The 17,284-nt window shown below is 62.2% G+C and carries 13 protein-coding genes and 1 pseudogene; 8 read left to right on the forward strand and 6 right to left on the reverse strand.

Going from position 1 to position 17,284, the window contains the following annotated elements; genetic code table 11:
* Window positions 1–88: 88 nt before the first annotated feature.
* Window positions 89–919: pseudogene (locus AB5Y64_RS00750) on the forward strand (PA0069 family radical SAM protein); the annotation flags it as partial.
* A 6-nt stretch (window positions 920–925) separates the two neighbouring features.
* On the opposite strand, the gene AB5Y64_RS00755 reads toward AB5Y64_RS00750, so the two are convergent.
* Both AB5Y64_RS00755 and gyrA read right to left on the reverse strand, forming a co-directional pair.
* Entirely contained in the window at window positions 926–1,099 is a 174-nt protein-coding gene (locus AB5Y64_RS00755) for a hypothetical protein (protein ID WP_164882096.1), read from the reverse strand.
* A 304-nt stretch (window positions 1,100–1,403) separates the two neighbouring features.
* On the reverse strand, window positions 1,404–4,151 hold the full coding sequence (gene gyrA, locus AB5Y64_RS00760) for a DNA topoisomerase (ATP-hydrolyzing) subunit A (RefSeq protein WP_041211452.1): 2,748 nt from the start codon (window positions 4,149–4,151) through the stop codon (window positions 1,404–1,406).
* Between the two features lie 199 nt (window positions 4,152–4,350).
* Between gyrA and ubiG the strand changes: the two genes are divergently transcribed.
* From ubiG to yfaE, 5 genes are all read left to right on the forward strand, one after another.
* Window positions 4,351–5,067: a bifunctional 2-polyprenyl-6-hydroxyphenol methylase/3-demethylubiquinol 3-O-methyltransferase UbiG gene (gene ubiG / locus AB5Y64_RS00765; RefSeq protein ID WP_041211453.1), complete on the forward strand. Its 717-nt coding sequence runs from the start codon at window positions 4,351–4,353 to the stop codon at window positions 5,065–5,067.
* Window positions 5,067–5,753 carry an HAD family hydrolase gene (locus AB5Y64_RS00770; RefSeq protein WP_041211454.1) on the forward strand — a complete coding sequence of 229 codons (687 nt, stop codon included), beginning with the start codon at window positions 5,067–5,069 and terminating at the stop codon, window positions 5,751–5,753. The genes ubiG and AB5Y64_RS00770 overlap by 1 nt, the downstream gene beginning before the upstream one ends.
* Window positions 5,754–6,338: 585 nt before the next feature.
* Window positions 6,339–8,606 carry a class 1a ribonucleoside-diphosphate reductase subunit alpha gene (nrdA, locus tag AB5Y64_RS00775; RefSeq protein WP_171865704.1) on the forward strand — a complete coding sequence of 756 codons (2,268 nt, stop codon included), beginning with the start codon at window positions 6,339–6,341 and terminating at the stop codon, window positions 8,604–8,606.
* Between the two features lie 79 nt (window positions 8,607–8,685).
* Window positions 8,686–9,819, forward strand: coding sequence for a class Ia ribonucleoside-diphosphate reductase subunit beta (gene nrdB, locus AB5Y64_RS00780; protein ID WP_010674816.1), 1,134 nt, complete (start codon window positions 8,686–8,688; stop codon window positions 9,817–9,819).
* Window positions 9,820–9,888: 69 nt separating this feature from the next.
* Window positions 9,889–10,188, forward strand: a complete 300-nt coding sequence (gene yfaE, locus AB5Y64_RS00785) for a class I ribonucleotide reductase maintenance protein YfaE (protein ID WP_270804653.1) — start codon at window positions 9,889–9,891, stop codon at window positions 10,186–10,188.
* A 132-nt stretch (window positions 10,189–10,320) separates the two neighbouring features.
* On the opposite strand, the gene mltA is transcribed toward yfaE, so the two are convergent.
* Window positions 10,321–11,472: a murein transglycosylase A gene (mltA, locus tag AB5Y64_RS00790; protein WP_052816227.1), complete on the reverse strand. Its 1,152-nt coding sequence runs from the start codon at window positions 11,470–11,472 to the stop codon at window positions 10,321–10,323.
* Between the two features lie 150 nt (window positions 11,473–11,622).
* Here mltA and AB5Y64_RS00795 point away from each other — a divergent pair, with 150 nt between their 5' ends.
* Complete coding sequence (locus tag AB5Y64_RS00795; RefSeq protein ID WP_039040754.1) at window positions 11,623–11,874, forward strand: DUF1289 domain-containing protein; 252 nt, start codon at window positions 11,623–11,625, stop codon at window positions 11,872–11,874.
* 82 nt (window positions 11,875–11,956) lie between these two features.
* Here the strand turns inward: AB5Y64_RS00795 and fruA are convergent, their stop codons facing one another.
* From fruA to fruB, 3 genes are read right to left on the reverse strand one after another with little or no spacing between them, the layout of a single operon-like run.
* Complete coding sequence (fruA, locus tag AB5Y64_RS00800; protein ID WP_368203054.1) at window positions 11,957–13,681, reverse strand: PTS fructose transporter subunit IIBC; 1,725 nt, start codon at window positions 13,679–13,681, stop codon at window positions 11,957–11,959.
* The gene (gene pfkB, locus AB5Y64_RS00805) at window positions 13,678–14,667 is read right to left on the reverse strand and encodes a 1-phosphofructokinase (protein WP_049636760.1); all 990 of its coding nucleotides are present in this window, start codon (window positions 14,665–14,667) and stop codon (window positions 13,678–13,680) included. The genes fruA and pfkB overlap by 4 nt, the downstream gene beginning before the upstream one ends.
* Window positions 14,667–15,767, reverse strand: a complete 1,101-nt coding sequence (gene fruB, locus AB5Y64_RS00810; protein ID WP_042017120.1) for a fused PTS fructose transporter subunit IIA/HPr protein — start codon at window positions 15,765–15,767, stop codon at window positions 14,667–14,669. Before fruB ends, pfkB begins: the two co-directional genes overlap by 1 nt.
* Window positions 15,768–16,074: 307 nt before the next feature.
* Between fruB and cra the strand changes: the two genes are divergently transcribed.
* Window positions 16,075–17,061: a catabolite repressor/activator gene (gene cra, locus AB5Y64_RS00815; protein WP_010674823.1), complete on the forward strand. Its 987-nt coding sequence runs from the start codon at window positions 16,075–16,077 to the stop codon at window positions 17,059–17,061.
* Window positions 17,062–17,284: the final 223 nt, after the last annotated feature.

Raw genomic sequence — 17,284 nt, forward strand, 5'->3', positions numbered from 1 at the left:
GCAATACATTCAAAACCAGCGGGGCTGACGCCCCGGCGAAATTCCCCTCCCACCTACGTCGGAGGGAGTCCCCTTTCGCATTTAAGATGGCTGCATCTACTGCTATGCCAGACCCAGCCACGCCTACCTTGAGCTCTCCCCCGGGCTGGATTTCGAGAGCAAGCTGTTTGCCAAAATCAATGCTGCCGAGCTGCTGCGACGGGAGTTTGCCAAGCCAGCCTATCAGCCACAAACCATCGTGCTGGGGGCCAATACCGATCCCTATCAACCCATCGAGCACCACTATCGCCTGACTCATGAACTCTTGACGGTGATGCTGGTTCATCGCCATCCGGTAGGGCTCATCACCAAGAGCGCCATGATCCTGCGCGACCTCGATCTGCTGACGGAGCTGGCCCGAGAAGGGTTATGCCAGGTGATGGTGTCGGTCACCACCCTCAATGAGACGCTGAGGCGACAGCTGGAGCCCAGGGCCAGCACGGGGGTTGGGCGGATCAAGGTGATCGAACGACTGGCCAAGGCCGGTGTGCCGGTCGGCGTGCTCGCAGCCCCCATGATCCCCAGGCTCAACGAGCCTGAACTGGAACAGATCATCAAGGCCGCCGTCGACGCCGGGGCGGGCTGTGCGGATTACATCTTGCTGCGATTGCCCCACGAGCTCACCACCCTCTTTTGCGACTGGCTCGATACGCACTATCCCGGCCAGAAAGAGGCGATCCTCAACCAGCTGCGGGCAAGCCGGGGTGGCGCACTCAACAGCGCCACCTTTGGCAGCCGCATGCGAGGTGAAGGACAGTTTGCCGACCTGCTCGCCCAGCGCTTTCGCCTGATCAGCAGGCGGCTGCAACTGGGCAAGCGCCATATAGCACTCAATACGGCCGCCTTCATCCGCCCGGGCGAGCAGTTGCGTCTATTCTGAGCGCCGTCAGCCCCGTGGTCTCGGCGGGCAGCTCCCCGCTGGGTGGCGCTGTGCAATCAGCTCCGCAGGCAGGCGTGATGGCTCGTGCGCCACCTCCTCCTCATCCACCCTAAGGCGTGCCTTCTCCTGCCCTCCCCACATCCGGCTCCACCAGATCTCCCACATTACCCAGCTCGTCATTACAGTGCTCCTGGCAAGCGATGCCTGCCTCTGTGGTGGCCTCATTCAACGCAGGCAGCATGGCTGGCCGTCATGACAGGGCCATGACAGTCGAGTGAAGGAATCGTGTTGATGCGATGGGACCAACCCTGCATATCAGGAAGATGACGCCGTGGCAGGCAGGGCTGCATGCACGGCAGACGGAGCCTGGCAGCAGAAAAGAGGGCGCCAGGGCAAGCACAGGGACGGGGAGAGCCTGCGGTGAGGCGGACAAAAAAAGAGCGACCATCAAGGTCGCTCTTTTGCACCGGACAAAGGGGGACGATTACTCGTCGCCCGCCTCCCCGGTATCGACGGCGCCAGCGTCCGCTGCGGTGTCGGTGCCTTCAGACACCTCCCCTTCAACAGCCAGGGCCTCGGTTTCCTCTTCGTCGCTCTCGGCAACGCGCTGCAGACCGACTACGGTCTCGTCTTCACCGGTACGGATCAGACGCACACCGCCGGTGTTGCGGCCGATGACGCTCACCTCGGACACCCGGGTACGAACCAGGGTACCGCCGTTGGTAATCAGCATGATCTGGTCGGTATCTTCGACCTGGATCGCATCGATCACCTTGCCGTTGCGCTCATCCACCTTGATGGAGATGACGCCCTGGGTACCACGGCTCTTGGTCGGGTACTCGTCCAGCGCGGTGCGCTTGCCGTAACCGTTCTCGGTGGCGGTGAGGATGGCACCATCACCACGGGGCACGATGAGGGAGACCACCTTGTCACCGGCGCCCAGCTTGATACCGCGCACGCCGGCAGCGGTACGACCCATGGGACGTACGCCCTTGAAGGTGCCCTTGCTTTCGGTGCCTTCGCCGTTGTCGCTGCCGTCATCGTCGTTGCCGGCGTCGTCATCGGTGTCGACTTCGTCAGTGGCATCGGCATCGGCGCGACCGCTGCCTTCCGCGAAGCGAACCACCTTGCCCGCATCGGAGAAGAGCATGATCTCGTTGCTGCCATCGGTGATGTCCACCCCGATCAGCTCATCACCCTCTTTGAGGTTGATGGCGCGGATACCGGAGGAGAGCGGACGGCTGAAGTCGGACAGGCTGGTCTTCTTCACGGTGCCGTTGGCGGTGGCGAAGAAGACGTACTTGTCGGCGTCATATTCTTTCACCGGCAGGATGGCGGTGATGCGCTCACCCTCATCCAGCGGCAGCAGGTTGATGATCGGACGACCGCGGGCGCCACGGGACGCTTCCGGTAGCTGATACACCTTGAGCCAGTAGACCTTGCCACGGGTGGAGAAGCACAGAATGGTGTCGTGGGTGTTGGCCACCAGCAGACGCTCCACAAAGTCCTCTTCCTTGATCCGGGTGGCCGACTTGCCACGACCACCGCGGCGCTGGGCCTCGTAGTCGGAGAGCGGCTGATACTTCACATAGCCCTGGTGAGACAAGGTAACGACCACGTCTTCCGGGGTGATCAGATCTTCGATGTTGATCTCGGCGCTGGACATGCTGATCTCGGTGCGACGCTCGTCGCCGTACTGCTCGCGCACGGCCAGCAGCTCGTCACGGATCACTTCCATCAGGCGTTCCGGGCTTGCCAGGATGTGCAGCAGCTCGGCGATGAGATCCAGCAGAGATTGGTACTCTTCCAGGATCTTCTCGTGCTCGAGGCCGGTCAGCTTGTGCAGACGCAGGTCAAGGATGGCCTGGGCCTGGATCTCGGTCAGGAAGTACTGCCCTTCACGGATGCCGAACTCCGGCTCCAGCCACTCGGGGCGAGCCGCGTCGTCGCCCGCTTTTTCCAGCATGGCGGCCACGTTGCCGAGCTCCCAGCCCTTGGCTACCAGGGCGGCTTTCGCATCCGCCGGGGTCGCACTGTGGCGAATGAGCTCGATGATGGGGTCGATGTTGGCCAATGCCACCGCCAACCCTTCCAGGATGTGCGCCCGATCCCGCGCCTTGCGCAGTTCGAACACGGTCCGGCGGGTCACCACTTCACGGCGGTGCAGCAGGAACGCATCCAGGATCTCTTTGAGGTTCATCACCTTGGGCTGGTTGTTGTCCAGCGCCACCATGTTGATGCCGAACGTGGTCTGCATCTGGGTGTGCTTGTAGAGATTGTTCAGCACAATCTCGCCGGACTCGCCGCGCTTGATCTCGATGACGATGCGCATGCCGTCTTTGTCAGACTCATCGCGCAGGGCGCTGATGCCCTCGATTTTCTTCTCTTTGACCAGCTCGGCGATCTTCTCGATCAGGCGAGCCTTGTTCACCTGATAGGGGATCTCGTGGACGATGATGGTCTCGCGACTGGTCTTCTCGTCCACCTCCACTTCAGCCTTGGCCCGCACATAGACGGAGCCGCGACCGGTACGGTACGCCTGCACGATGCCGGAACGGCCGTTGATGATGCCGCCGGTGGGGAAATCCGGGCCGGTGACATGGGTCATCAGCTCGTCAATGGTGAGGTCGCCGTTTTCGATCAGCGCCAGGCAACCGTTGACAATCTCGGTGAGGTTGTGAGGCGGGATGTTGGTCGCCATGCCCACCGCGATACCGGAGGAGCCGTTGACCAGCAAGGTGGGGACCTTGGTGGGCATGACAGCCGGGATCATCTCGGTACCGTCGTAGTTCGGCACCCAGTCCACGGTCTCTTTGTCCAGATCGGCCAGCAGCTCGTGGGAGATGCGCGCCATCCGCACTTCGGTGTAACGCATGGCCGCGGCGTTGTCGCCGTCCACCGAACCGAAGTTGCCCTGACCGTCGACCAGCATGTAGCGCATGGAGAAATCCTGCGCCATCCGGACGATGGTGTCATACACGGCGATGTCGCCATGCGGGTGATATTTACCGATTACGTCACCGACCACACGGGCCGATTTTTTATAGGGCTTGTTCCAGTCGTTCCCCAGCTCGTTCATTGCATACAGAACGCGGCGGTGAACCGGTTTCAAGCCATCACGCACATCCGGCAGAGCTCGTCCTACGATCACGCTCATGGCGTAATCCAGATAGGAACTCTTGAGCTCTTCTTCGATGTTGACCGGCGTGATCTCTCTGGCCAGATCGCTCATAGAAAGCCTTAATCCCTAATTAGTTGTTCTTTGGCTTAAACAGCGCGACATGGTAACACACTGAGCCAAATACATTAAGCCACAAATCCGATGAGCACATCGGGCTGGTGCGACGAGGTCGGTCCGTTATAATGCGCGCCAGGACAATAGATTGCGCGCGCCCAGCCCGCTGCGCGCCTTGCCACAGGATCATCAAAACATGAATAGTGATGCCAATGTCGATCTGACAGAAATCGCCAAATTTGAAGCCATCGCCTCCCGCTGGTGGGACATGGAGGGCGAATTCAAGCCGCTGCATCAAATCAACCCGGTGCGCCTTGACTGGATCACCGACAAGAGCGGCGGCCTGTTTGGCAAGCGCGTGCTCGACATCGGCTGCGGTGGCGGCATCCTCTCCGAGAGCATGGCCCGCCGGGGGGCCCGGGTCACCGGCATCGACATGGGCAAGGAACCCCTCGGCGTCGCCCGCCTCCACGCGCTGGAACAAGGTGTGGAGCTCGAGTACCGCCAGATCACCGCCGAAGCCCACGCCGATGAAGCGCCTGGCCAGTATGACGTGGTTACCTGCATGGAGATGCTGGAGCACGTGCCGGACCCGGCCTCGGTGCTGCGCGCCATCGCCACCCTGGTACGGCCGGGGGGAAAGGTGTTCGTCTCCACCATCAACCGCAACCCCAAAGCCTATCTGATGATGATCCTCGGGGCCGAGTACCTGATGAAGATGGTCCCCAAGGGCACTCACGATCACAAGAAGTTCATCACCCCCGCCGAACTGTGTCGCATGGGGGAAGCGGCGGGCCTCCTGGTGCGGGACATGAGCGGCGTTCACTACGCCCCGCTCTCCAACAGCTTCAAGCTCGGCAAGAATGTCGACGTCAACTACATGGTGGCGTTCGAGCGCCCGGAGCAAGGCTGATGAGCACACCTCACCCGATGCCCCTTGGCTGCGTGCTGTTTGATCTGGACGGCACCCTGCTCGACACCGCCCCAGACCTTGGCGCCGCCGTCAATCACGTGCTGATAAGCGAAGGCTTTGCCCCGCTCTCTGAGGACATCATCCGTCAGACCACCTCCCACGGGGCCCTCGGGCTGCTCAGGGCAGGTCTTGGGGACGAGCTGCTGGAGGAGCTGGGGGCCACCCGCCTTCGCACCGCCCTGCTCGACTACTACGCCGCCAACCTCTGCGTCGGCACCCGCCCCTATGAAGGCATGGTGGATCTCATCGAGTGGCTCGACGAGAAAAAGCTGCCCTGGGGCATTGTCACCAACAAGCCGGGTTTTCTCACCGAACCGCTCCTGGCAGCCCTGCCTGAACTCGCCAGTTGCGGCGTGACGGTGAGCGCCGACACCCTGCCGGTGCGCAAGCCCGACCCAGCCCCCATGTTCTTTGCCTGCGAGCGGCTCGGCATCGCGGCGAGCCAGTGTCTCTATGTAGGGGATCACGTGCGCGACATCGAGGCTGGCCGCAATGCCGGCATGCGTACCGCGGTGGCTGGCTGGGGTTATCTCAATGATGACGAGGATCCCGCCCTCTGGGGCGCCGATCTTCACTTTGATACCGTGCAGGCCCTGCACCACTGGCTTCGCTACGAGCTGAGCTGACGTCCATGCCCATGACCGACAAGGCATCCGGATAGAGGTGGATCTGCGGGGCAACTTTGATGATGTTCCGATGGCAGTGCGGACATCTGCCCCGACGCGCAGATCCCCCCGCAGCGCACCAGAGGGATCCCGGACGATCCTTCTTTTTACGGGCTTGGCAACCCCCCGAACGGCGTAACAGGACACCTTTTGACCCTGACTGCACAAGGGATGAGCAGGCCGGATTTGCTAGTAAAAACACCCTGCTTTCGCAAGCAAAAAAAGTTATTTTAATTTTCCATCTTCGATCGCCGGACTTGCATTTGACGGATCGGACGGATGAAAACCCGTTCGCTGTGAGCGTCCACTAACTCCCGTCCCGACACCCACAATTTATCCACAGCTAATGCGTTATCCACAGATTGCATTACCGCATCGACCTCACTATCTTGTAGTTCGCATTAAAAATAACACTACATCTTGTGATTCATCGCACAATCCCTGCCCAGTTTCCCTCGACAGACGGAGCCGGGTTGCGCCATTGTGCGATGGCTTTTCGGGAATCAACCGATACCGGCAGGTATCAATGAAAGGGGTCATCAGCCAATGAACTTGTTTGTGACGAAGCGTAACGGACACAAAGAACCCATCGATCTGGATAAAATTCACCGTGTGCTCGACTGGGCTGCCGAGAAGCTCGACAACGTGTCGGTCTCCCAGGTGGAGCTCAAGTCCCACATCCAGTTCTATGACGGTATCCGTACCGCCGACATCCACGAGACCATCATCAAGGCTGCTGCTGACCTCATCTCCGAGCAAAGCCCGGACTACCAGTACATGGCTGCCCGTCTGGCCATCTTCCACCTGCGCAAGAAGGCCTACGGCCAGTTCGAGCCGCCCCACCTGTATCAGCACGTCGCCAGACTGGTGGACATGGGCAAGTACGACAAGCACCTGCTGGAAGACTACACCCAGGCGGAATTTGAGGAACTGAACGGCTACCTCGATCACTGGCGCGACATGGACTTCTCCTACGCGGCGGTCAAGCAGCTCGAAGGCAAGTACCTGGTACAGAACCGCGTCACCGGCGAGATCTACGAGAGCCCGCAGTTCCTCTACATCCTGGTAGCGGCCTGCCTCTTCTCCAAGTATCCGAAAGATACCCGTCTGGACTACATCAAGCGCTTCTATGATGCGGTCTCGACCTTCAAGATCTCCCTGCCGACCCCGATCATGAGCGGCGTGCGCACCCCGACCCGCCAGTTCAGTTCCTGCGTGCTGATCGAGTGTGACGACAGCCTGGATTCCATCAATGCCACCGCCAGCGCCATCGTGCGCTATGTTTCCCAGCGCGCCGGCATCGGCATCAACGCTGGTCGCATCCGTGGTCTGGGCAGCCCCATCCGTGGCGGCGAAGCCTTCCACACCGGCTGCATCCCCTTCTACAAATACTTCCAGACGGCGGTGAAGTGCTGCTCCCAGGGCGGCGTGCGCGGCGGTGCTGCCACCCTGTTCTACCCGCTGTGGCACACCGAGGTGGAGAGCCTGCTGGTACTGAAGAACAACCGCGGCGTGGAAGAAAACCGGGTCCGTCACATGGACTACGGCGTGCAGATCAACAAGCTGATGTACCAGCGCCTCATCAAGGGCGGCGACATCACTCTGTTCTCCCCGTCCGATGCACCCGGCCTCTATGACGCCTTCTTCGCGGACCAGGACAAGTTTGAAGAGCTCTACGTCAAGTACGAGCAGGATCCGGCCATTCGCAAGAAGACCCTGAAGGCGGTGGATCTCTTCTCCCTGATGATGCAGGAGCGCGCCGGTACCGGTCGCATCTACATCCAGAACGTGGATCACTGCAACACCCACAGCCCGTTCGACCCCTCCGTGGCACCGGTGCGCCAGTCCAACCTCTGCCTCGAGATTGCGCTGCCCACCAAGCCGCTCAACAACGTGGATGACGAGGACGGCGAGATTGCCCTGTGCACTCTCTCCGCCTTCAACCTGGGCGCCATCGAGAAGCTGGAAGATCTGGAAGAGATGGCGGATCTCGCCGTGCGCGCTCTGGACGCCCTGCTCGACTATCAGGACTACCCGCTCAAGGCCGCCAAGAAGGGCAGCATGAACCGCCGCACCCTGGGGATCGGCGTCATCAACTACGCCTACTACCTGGCGAAAAACGGTGCCCGCTACTCCGATGGTTCCGGTCTGGCCCTGACCCACCGCACCTTCGAGGCGATCCAGTACTACCTGCTGAAGGCCTCCGTGCAACTGGCCCGCGAGTTCGGCCCCTGCCCGGCCTTCAACGAGACCACCTATGCCCAGGGTATCCTGCCCATCGATACCTATAAAAAGGATCTGGACACCCTGTGCAATGAGCCCCTGCACCTGGACTGGGAAACCTTGCGCGAAGAGATCAAGACCGTGGGTCTGCGCAACTCCACCCTGACCGCCCTGATGCCGAGCGAGACCTCCAGCCAGATCTCCAACGCCACCAACGGCATCGAGCCGCCCCGCGGCCTGGTGTCGGTGAAAGCCTCCAAGGATGGCATCCTCAAGCAGGTGGTGCCGGAGTATCATCGCCTCAAGGATCAGTACGAGCTGCTCTGGAAACAGCCGAGCGTCGACGGTTACCTGCAGCTGGTCGGCATCATGCAGAAGTTCGTGGATCAGGCGATCTCCGCCAACACCAACTACGACCCGGCCCGCTTCGAAGGCAACAAGGTGCCGATGAAGCAGTTGCTCAAAGACTTGCTGACCGCCTACAAATACGGTCTCAAGACCCTCTACTATCACAACACCCGTGATGGTGCCGACGACACCCAGACCGATCTGCAAGATGACGGCTGCGCTGGCGGGGCTTGCAAGATCTAACCGCGAAACGCACTGATAAACCGGGCGGGAGCATCAAGCTCCCGCCCTCCTGTTTTCCCTATTTCACGGCATTCGAACCATGGCTTACTCTACTTTTTGCCAGACCCAAAACGATCAGCTCAAGGAGCCGATGTTCTTCGGCCAGTCGGTCAACGTGGCCCGTTATGATCAGCAAAAGCACGATATCTTCGAGCGGCTGATCGAGAAGCAGCTCTCCTTCTTCTGGCGCCCGGAAGAGGTGGATGTCTCCCACGACCGCATCGACTTCCAGGCTCTGCCGCCCCACGAGCAGCACATCTTCATCTCCAACTTGAAGTACCAGACCCTGCTGGATTCCATTCAGGGCCGCAGCCCCAACGTGGCCCTGCTGCCCCTGGTCTCCATCCCGGAGCTGGAGACCTGGATCGAGACCTGGGCCTTCTCCGAGACCATCCACTCTCGCTCCTACACCCACATCATCCGCAACATCGTCAACAACCCGGGCCAGGTGTTCGACGACATCGTGACCAACGAGCAGATCTTGAAGCGCGCCGGCTCCATCAGCCACTTCTATGACGATCTCATCGAGGCCACCTCCGTCTATCACCTGCACGGTGAGGGGACCCACCGGATCGGGGATCGCGAAGTCACCATCAGCCTTCGGGAGCTCAAGAAGAAGCTCTACCTGTGCCTGATGAGCGTCAACGCCCTCGAAGCAATCCGCTTCTACGTGAGCTTCGCCTGCTCCTTCGCCTTCGCCGAGCGCGAGCTGATGGAAGGCAATGCCAAGATCATCAAGATGATCGCCCGTGACGAAGCGCTGCACCTGACCGGCACCCAGCACATGCTGAACCTGATGCGCAGCGGCAACGACGACCCCGACATGGCGGAGATCGCCGTCGAGTGCGAGCAGGCCTGCTTCGAGCTGTTCAAGGAAGCAGCCCTGCAGGAGAAGGAGTGGGCCGAGTACCTGTTCCAGGATGGCTCCATGATCGGCCTGAACAAGGACATCCTCTGCCAGTACGTGGAATACATCACCAACCTGCGCATGGCGGCCGTCGGCCTGCAACCGGCCTTTGCCGGCACCAAGCAGAACCCCATCCCCTGGATCAACACCTGGCTCTCCTCCGACAACGTGCAGGTGGCGCCCCAGGAAGTGGAAGTAAGCTCCTATCTGGTGGGTCAGATAGACAGTGAAGTGCACGCCGACGATCTGGGTGACTTCGAGCTGTGATGCTAGGCGACCTCTGCTGGCAGGCCATGATGCGGGAGAGCGACGTCCGTGAGTGACGCCACCGCCACCCTGAACTCGCCCCTGCATACCGCCACCACGGCGCCGGAGGGGCAAGCCCCCCAGGTACAGACCCTGGACGGTGTGCTGCACCCCCATCCCGGCGAAAGCGTGCTGGAGACCCTGGAGCGCCACGGCCATCACGTGGAGTTCCAGTGCCGCAGCGGCTATTGCGGCGCCTGCCGCACCCCGCTGCTGGCGGGCAAGGTGCACTACGCCGCCGTCCCGCTCGCCTTTGTCTCCCAGGGGGAGTGCCTCCCCTGCTGCTGTCAGCCGGTGGGCGCCATCAAGCTCGATATCCGAAAGGGCTGACGGCCCTTGTCGCCAGATCTGCCCCGCAAACAAAAAGCCGCCGGATTGCTCCGGCGGCTTTTTTCATGGGAATGTCCCGTCTCTTGAGGGAAATGAGGGGCCATGACCCTCTTACATTACAACCCGGGGGCGTTACAACCAGGGGGCGGCGGTCGGCCCGTGGTGCAGACCCAGCTTCCAGACCCGGCCAAAGTGCTTGTAGTGACCGGCCGCGACACCGGCCTTCTCACCCATACCGTGGTAGAGATCGAGGTGGCCCTTCTTCACCGCGCCCCCCACATCCAGCGCAATCAGCAGCCGCAGCTGGTGCTTGCCGGTCCAGTTGCCTGCTTTGTCCAGCAGCGGTACTTCCGCGAGGATAGGGGTGCCCATGGGCAGCAGAGTCTTGTCGGCAGCCACCGCCGCCATCGGCAAGAGCGGAATGCCGGCGGCCCCCACCACGTCGTTGGTGGGACGGCGCTCGAAGAAGACATAGGAGGGGTTCTGCTCCACCAGCTCCTTCACGCTCTCTTCCGGCTGACGATTGGCCCACTCCTTGATGGCCTTCATGGACATCTGCTCCTTGGGCACTTCGCCACGGTCGATGAGCACCCGGCCAATGCTGACATAGCCGTGGCCGTTCTTGCCGCTGTAGCCGAGGTACTGCAACCGGTCGTCATCGCCGTAGTGAACGAAGCCGGAACCCTGCACGTCCATCAGGAAGTTGTCGATGAGGGATTTGCTGTAGCCCAGCTCCAGCCCCCGGTTGGCCAGCGCCCCCCGGTGGATCTCGGCCCGGCTCGGGCAGCGACCGCCGCAGTTGGGCATGGCATAGATGGGATACTTGTACTGGGCGTCCGGGCGATGGCGCACCTCCAGCACTGGCGAGTAGTAGCCGGTGAAGAGCACGTTGCCCATGCGGTCGGCACCGCCAAGCTGGGCCAGGCTGATACCGTACTGGGTGATATGGGCGGGATTGCCCCCATTGGCGACCCAGCGTGAGAGTTGACGGTAGAGCTCCCCATAGCGGCTCGCCATACGGCCGGAGCGTTCCATCACCAGCCGGCTCTGGGGACCGAACTTGCTGTAATCGGCGCGGGCGCGGCTGTTGACCCGCTCCACCCGCACCAGATCCCCCGGCAGGGCACCATCCAGATACTGCTTGCCCAGATTCACAGGGATCTCGCAGTTCAGAAAACATCCGGATTCCGCCTTCTTCTGGGGCACCTTGACCGGTTCAGGGTTGCCCGCACAACCGGCCAGCCCCACCACGGCGGCGGCCAACCAGTACGCATGTCTATTCATATGTCCTCATATAACACCGAGTGTCTTGCACGGCGGGGAAGATGCCAAAATTGCCCGGGGAAAGCAAACGCCTTCACGCCCCTGACGACGGATTTCTCCTGCCGTGATCTTCTGGGTTATAACAAGGTGACAAGGTGTGAGAGGTCATGGATGGAACAGCTCGAAATCTTCCCGCTCCAGAGCCCCTGTGTCGGGGTCTGCGAACTGAACAACAAGGGGTATTGCAAGGGATGCCTGCGAAGCCGCGAGGAGCGTTTCAACTGGCTTGCCATGACCCCTGCCCAGCAGCAGGAGGTGATGCGTCTGTGCCGCAGCCGCAAGGCCAGGGTCGAGGCCGCTCGCCGCAAGGCGCAGGCCGCAGAGGCGGCCGATCCGCCGCCCCCGCCGGGCTGGGATTTTTAAATCCCCCTTTGCCCCTCCCCTCAACAAGAAAGGCGGCCCCAGGGCCGCCTTGTCATGAAGGGTGTGTCACGCCGTGACGTCCTCAGGCAGTCGCCAGCTTGGCCTGCTCCTCGCCACGCTTGAGCATGGCGTAGGCCACCCCGGTCACCAGAGAACCGGCCGCGATCGCCAGGATGTACATCATCACATGGCTGATGGCGTTCGGGATGAAGAGCACGAACAGACCGCCGTGGGGTGCCACCAGCTCGCAGCCGAACAGCATGGAGAGCGCACCGGTCAGGGCGCCGCCCGCCATGCAGGCCGGGATGACGCGCATGGGGTCCTTGGCGGCAAACGGGATGGCCCCCTCGGAGATGAAGCACAGACCCAGCACGAAGGAGGCCTTGCCCGCTTCCTGCTCCGCCTTGATGAACTTTCTGCTGGCCAGGAAGGTCGCGATCCCCATCCCCAGTGCAGGCACCATGCCGGCGGCCATGACCGCTGCCATGGGGGCATAGGTCTTGGAGGCGAGCAGGCCGACACCGAAAGCATAAGCCGCCTTGTTGACCGGGCCACCCATGTCGAAGCACATCATGGCGCCGATGATGACACCCAGCAGCACCGCGTTGGCAGAGCCCATGTTGTTGAGGAACTCGGTCATGGCGTTCATGATGCCCGCCACCGGGCCACCCACCACGTAGATCATCACCAGACCGGTGAACAGGCTGGCAAAGAGCGGAATGATGAGGATGGGCTTGAGGGCTTCCAGGGTGACCGGCAGGCGCACCTTGTCGCTCAGGAACTTGGCGCTGTAACCGGCGAGGAAGCCGCCGACGATGCCGCCAAGGAAACCGGCGCCGAGCGAGCTTGCCAGCATACCGGCGATCATGCCGGGCGCCAGACCCGGACGGTCGGCGATGGAGTAGGCGATGTAGCCTGCCAGCACCGGGATCATCAAGGCGAAGGCGGAGCCGCCACCTATCTTCATCAGGGCCGCGGCCAGCGTCCCCTCTTCCTTGAACGCTTCAATGCCGAAGATGAAGGAGAGCGCGATGATAAGGCCCCCCGCCACCACCATGGGCAACATGAAGGAGACACCGGTCAGCAGGTGCTTGTAGGGGCCCGCCTTTTCCTCTTTCTTGACCGCAGCCGCGCCGCTGTGGCGATAGATCTTCGCCTCGGTCCAGGCCTTGTCGAGCTCGGCCCGGGTTTTCTTCAGGGCAGCCCCCGTGCTGGTGCGATAGACCGGCTTGCCGTCAAAGCGCGCCATGTCCACCTCGATGTCAGTGGCGAGGAACACCAGATCGGCGGCGGCAATCTCGTCCGCCGTCAAGGCATTCTGGGCACCGACCGAGCCCTGGGTTTCGACGCGGATCTGGTGACCCAGCTGCTTGGCCATGGTCTCCAGGGCCTCGGCCGACATGAAGGTGTGGGCCACCCCGGTCGGACAGGCCGTCACCGCCACGATGCGCTTGGCACCGCTGGTCGGTTTGGCAACGGCAGGTGCCGCCTCATGGCGATAGACGCTGGCACCGCTTCGCGCGGCTTCCAGCAGGGCAGCGGGATCCTGGAGCGCCAGATCCATGTCGCCCCGATAGAGCGACTTGCCGTCATAGGCGGCCAGATCCACCGGTGCGCTGGCAACGACCAGCACCAGGTCGGCGGCGGCAATCAGCTCTTTCGAGGGGACCTGACGGGGCTGCACGCTGGAGTCGACGTCGAGGGTGAGCTCCCAGCCAGCCAGTTTGGCCTGCTGTTCTATCCGTTTTGCAGCGAGAAAGCTGGTGGCAATGCCCGCCGGGCAAGCCGTAACCAGAATTGCTTTCATTGGGCATCTCCTGAGTTAGCCATCAAATGGGGTTGGGGTTGAGTCGGTGCCAGATCATCCAGACGCTGTACGCGCACCTGCTCGAGTAACGGTTTGAGCACATTGATATCGTTGAAGCCGACCGCGACCTGGCTCACCGCCAGTGCCGAGACGGCGGTGGCCAGACGCAGGGTCTGCTCCGGCGTCCAGTCCAGGCTCATGCCATGGACCAGGCCCGCCACCAGGGAGTCGCCGGCACCCACGGTGCTGACCACCTCCATGCGCGGCGGAATCGCCTGCCAGGTGGCATCCGGTGCAAACCAGATGAGGCCGTCGGCACCATTGGAGATCACCACGTTGGGGATCCCGCTTGCCTGCAGCGCGCGGGCGCACTCGGCCTGCTCGCTCAGGGTCTTCACGGGACGACCGGCCCACTGGCTCAGCTCTTCCAGGTTGGGTTTGACCAGGGTCGGCGCCGCCTTGATCCCTTCGCTCAACGCCGCGCCGCTGCAATCGAAGATCACCTGCTTGCCCTTGGCCTTGAGCAGGCGGATCAGATGGCCACAGTAATCGGGGGACACCCCTTTGGGCAGGCTGCCCGCCAGCACGAACCAGTCGGTGTGGGGAGCCAGTCGCTCCAGCGCCGCTTCCAGGGCGCTGACATCGCCTTCCTGCACGGCGAGTCCCGGCAGATTGAGATCGGTCACCCGGCCGGATTGTTCGGAGATCTTGACGTTGATCCGGGTGTCGCCCGCCACGCGCACGAAGTGATCGGCAAGGGCACGTTCCTCGAACAGGGAGACGAAGCTCTGCTGGTTGCCCTCACCGAGCCAGCCGGTCAGGCCTACGTCACGGCCGAGATCTTTCAAGACCATGGCGACGTTGATCCCCTTGCCCGCGGCGCGCAAGTTGGCCTCGCTCACCAGATTGACCTCGCCAGGGTGCATGGCCTCCAGACGGGTGGTGAGATCGAGCGCGGGGTTGAGGGTGATGGTGACGATGTCCATCAGTGCGCCCCCTCGCCCAAGCCGGCGGCAATGGCTTCGCCAATGCCCTTGAGGGCTGCTTCGGCATCCGCTCCTTCGGCGCGAAACGCCAGACGATGACCGCACTTGACCCCAAGCCCGATCACCTTCATCAGGCTCTTGGCAGAGACGGCTTCACCGCTGCCATCGAGGTTGGCGACGCGGATGTCGGATTCATACTCCTTGGCCACCTTGACCAGCATGGCGCCCGGACGGGCGTGCAGACCGTGAGGGTTGATGATGGTGAAGGTCTCGGAAAGCCCGCTCGCCGGACCCGCCTGCAACATGGCAAGACCGTCGCTGCCAGAGAGGGTGGCCAGCTGGCCGGCTGCGGCCAGCTTGGCCAGATTCTCGAGTTGCGGCAAATGGCCGCTATCTGCGGCACACAGCAGCAGCAGGGCGCTGACCGGCAATTCACCGACGTTCAGCGGGGTGCTCGGGGTGGCCAGCACCCAACCGGTCTGGGCCGCTTGCGCACGGGCCAGCCAGATGCCCTCCCCCAGGTGAACAGGCTGACTGGCCAGGAGGGCGCTCACCATGGCTGCGTCTCCCCAGCCTGCGGATTTGGCGCGGGCCGCAGCCCCCAGCAGCAACTGGTCCTGGTCGTCGGCCGGGAAGTCCGCCAGGGTCAGGTATTGCACCTCTTTGGCGCCAGTCGCGCCAGTCAGGATATTGATGATGGTCTCTTCGTCGGTCGCCCCCTTGAGCTGGGCTGCGGCCTGCTCGTCACCCAGCACGTGGGTGAGCTGGCGCAAGATCCCCAGGTGCTCATCGGACTTGGCGGCGATGCCGATGGCGACGTAGGCAATCTGCCCCTCGTCCCACTCGATGCCGTGGGGGAACTGGGCCACCATGACGCCGGTGCTCTTCACCAGATGACGGGTGTCCGTGGTGCCGTGGGGAATGGCGATACCGCTGCCAAGATAGGTGGCGTGCTGCGCTTCCCGCGCCAGCATGCCGTCCACGTAACCTGCTTCAACCAGACCGGCGTCGGTCAGTTTGCTTGCCAGCAGGGCGATGGCGTCCGCCTTGGTCGTCACCGATTGTCCCAGCAGGATTTGCTGTCGCGCCAACTTCAACATAGAGATTCTCCATCAGGTCCGGCTTCGCCTCGCTGCGTACCGGCTCAACTCAACTCGATTTTTGGGTAACTTGCCTGCTGACAATAGACGGTGATCTCTCGCTTTGGTGAGCCGGAACCCATTTCCAAGTGCAGATAATCATCCGTTACTGACAAGCTGAATCGTTTCAATTACACTCAGACTGAATCGTTTCAGCGCATTGTTCAAGATCCCGCAGAAAGTACGTTTCAATGATATGATCCCGCGCACACTTTTCGGCGCCCCAACCAGGAACCGGCGCGGGCCTTGCAACTCAAACAGAGCCAACATGATGAAACTGGATGAAATCGCCGCGCTGGCCGGTGTCTCTCGCACCACCGCAAGCTATGTGATCAATGGCAAGGCCGATCAATACCGCATCAGCCAGGCAACCCGCGACAAGGTGATGGCCGTGGTCCATGCCCACAACTATCAGCCGGACAGCCGCGCCGCTTCCCTGCGCGGCGGCCAGACCCGCACCCTCGGCTTCATCCTGCCCGACCTCGAAAACGCCAGTTACGCCAAGCTCGCCAAGCGCCTGGAGCAAGGGGCCCGCACCCAGGGTTATCAGTTGCTCATCGTCTGCTCGGAGGACGATCCGGACACCGAAAAGGAGCTGGCCCGGATGCTGGTGAGCCGCCATGTGGATGCGCTCCTGGTGGCAAGCTGCCTCCCCCCGGCGGATCCCTTCTACCTGGAGCAGCAGTCCCGGGGCGTGCAGATCCTCGCCATCGACCGTGCCATGGCCACCGAGCACTTCGTCACCGTGGCGAGTGAAAACCAGAAGGCGAGCCTGGACCTCACCGCCTCCCTGCTCACCCCGGCCATCGGTCATATCGCCTTGATCACTGCACTGCCGGAACTGACGATCAGTCAGGAGCGAAAAGCGGGCTTCGAACAGGCCATTGCCAGTCACAGTGCGACCCGCCACCTGTGTGAAGGGGCCCACTTCTCGCGCACCGAAGGGTATCGCCTGATCAAGACGCTCCATCAGCAGCTCGGCCAACTGCCCGAGGCGCTGATCACCACCTCCTACATCCTGATGGAGGGGGTGCTCGACTACCTGCTGGAGCAGGAGGCCGACATGAGCCAGCTCGCCATGGCTACCTTCGGGGATGACCGCCTGCTCGATTTCCTCCCCTTTGGCATCAACTCCCTGCCCCAGCAGCACGACGCCCTGGCAAGCCAGGCCCTGACGCTGGCCCTCAAGGCGGTCAATGGCGACTACCAGAGCGGCCTGCACTATGTGAGCCGTACCCTCAAACGCCGCCGCTGACCCGGCAACGACGCACCACCCCGGGGGCGGCCCGCAGTGCCAGCCCCTGAGCCTCCTCCCCCACACCTGCTTGTGTTCTCCCCTGTTGTCTCAGCTTTTGCCCTTCGCCTTCTGGCTTTGAGGTGATCTGCCGGGCGGCAACCCCGCGCCAGGGCACGTTTATCGGCGCCTCGGCTCGCTATAAGTGAAAATGATGGCTTTTGGGAGTATGACCCGATGTTTG

The organism is Aeromonas sp. R5-1, from assembly GCF_040908265.1.
Lineage (GTDB): Bacteria > Pseudomonadota > Gammaproteobacteria > Enterobacterales > Aeromonadaceae > Aeromonas > Aeromonas caviae.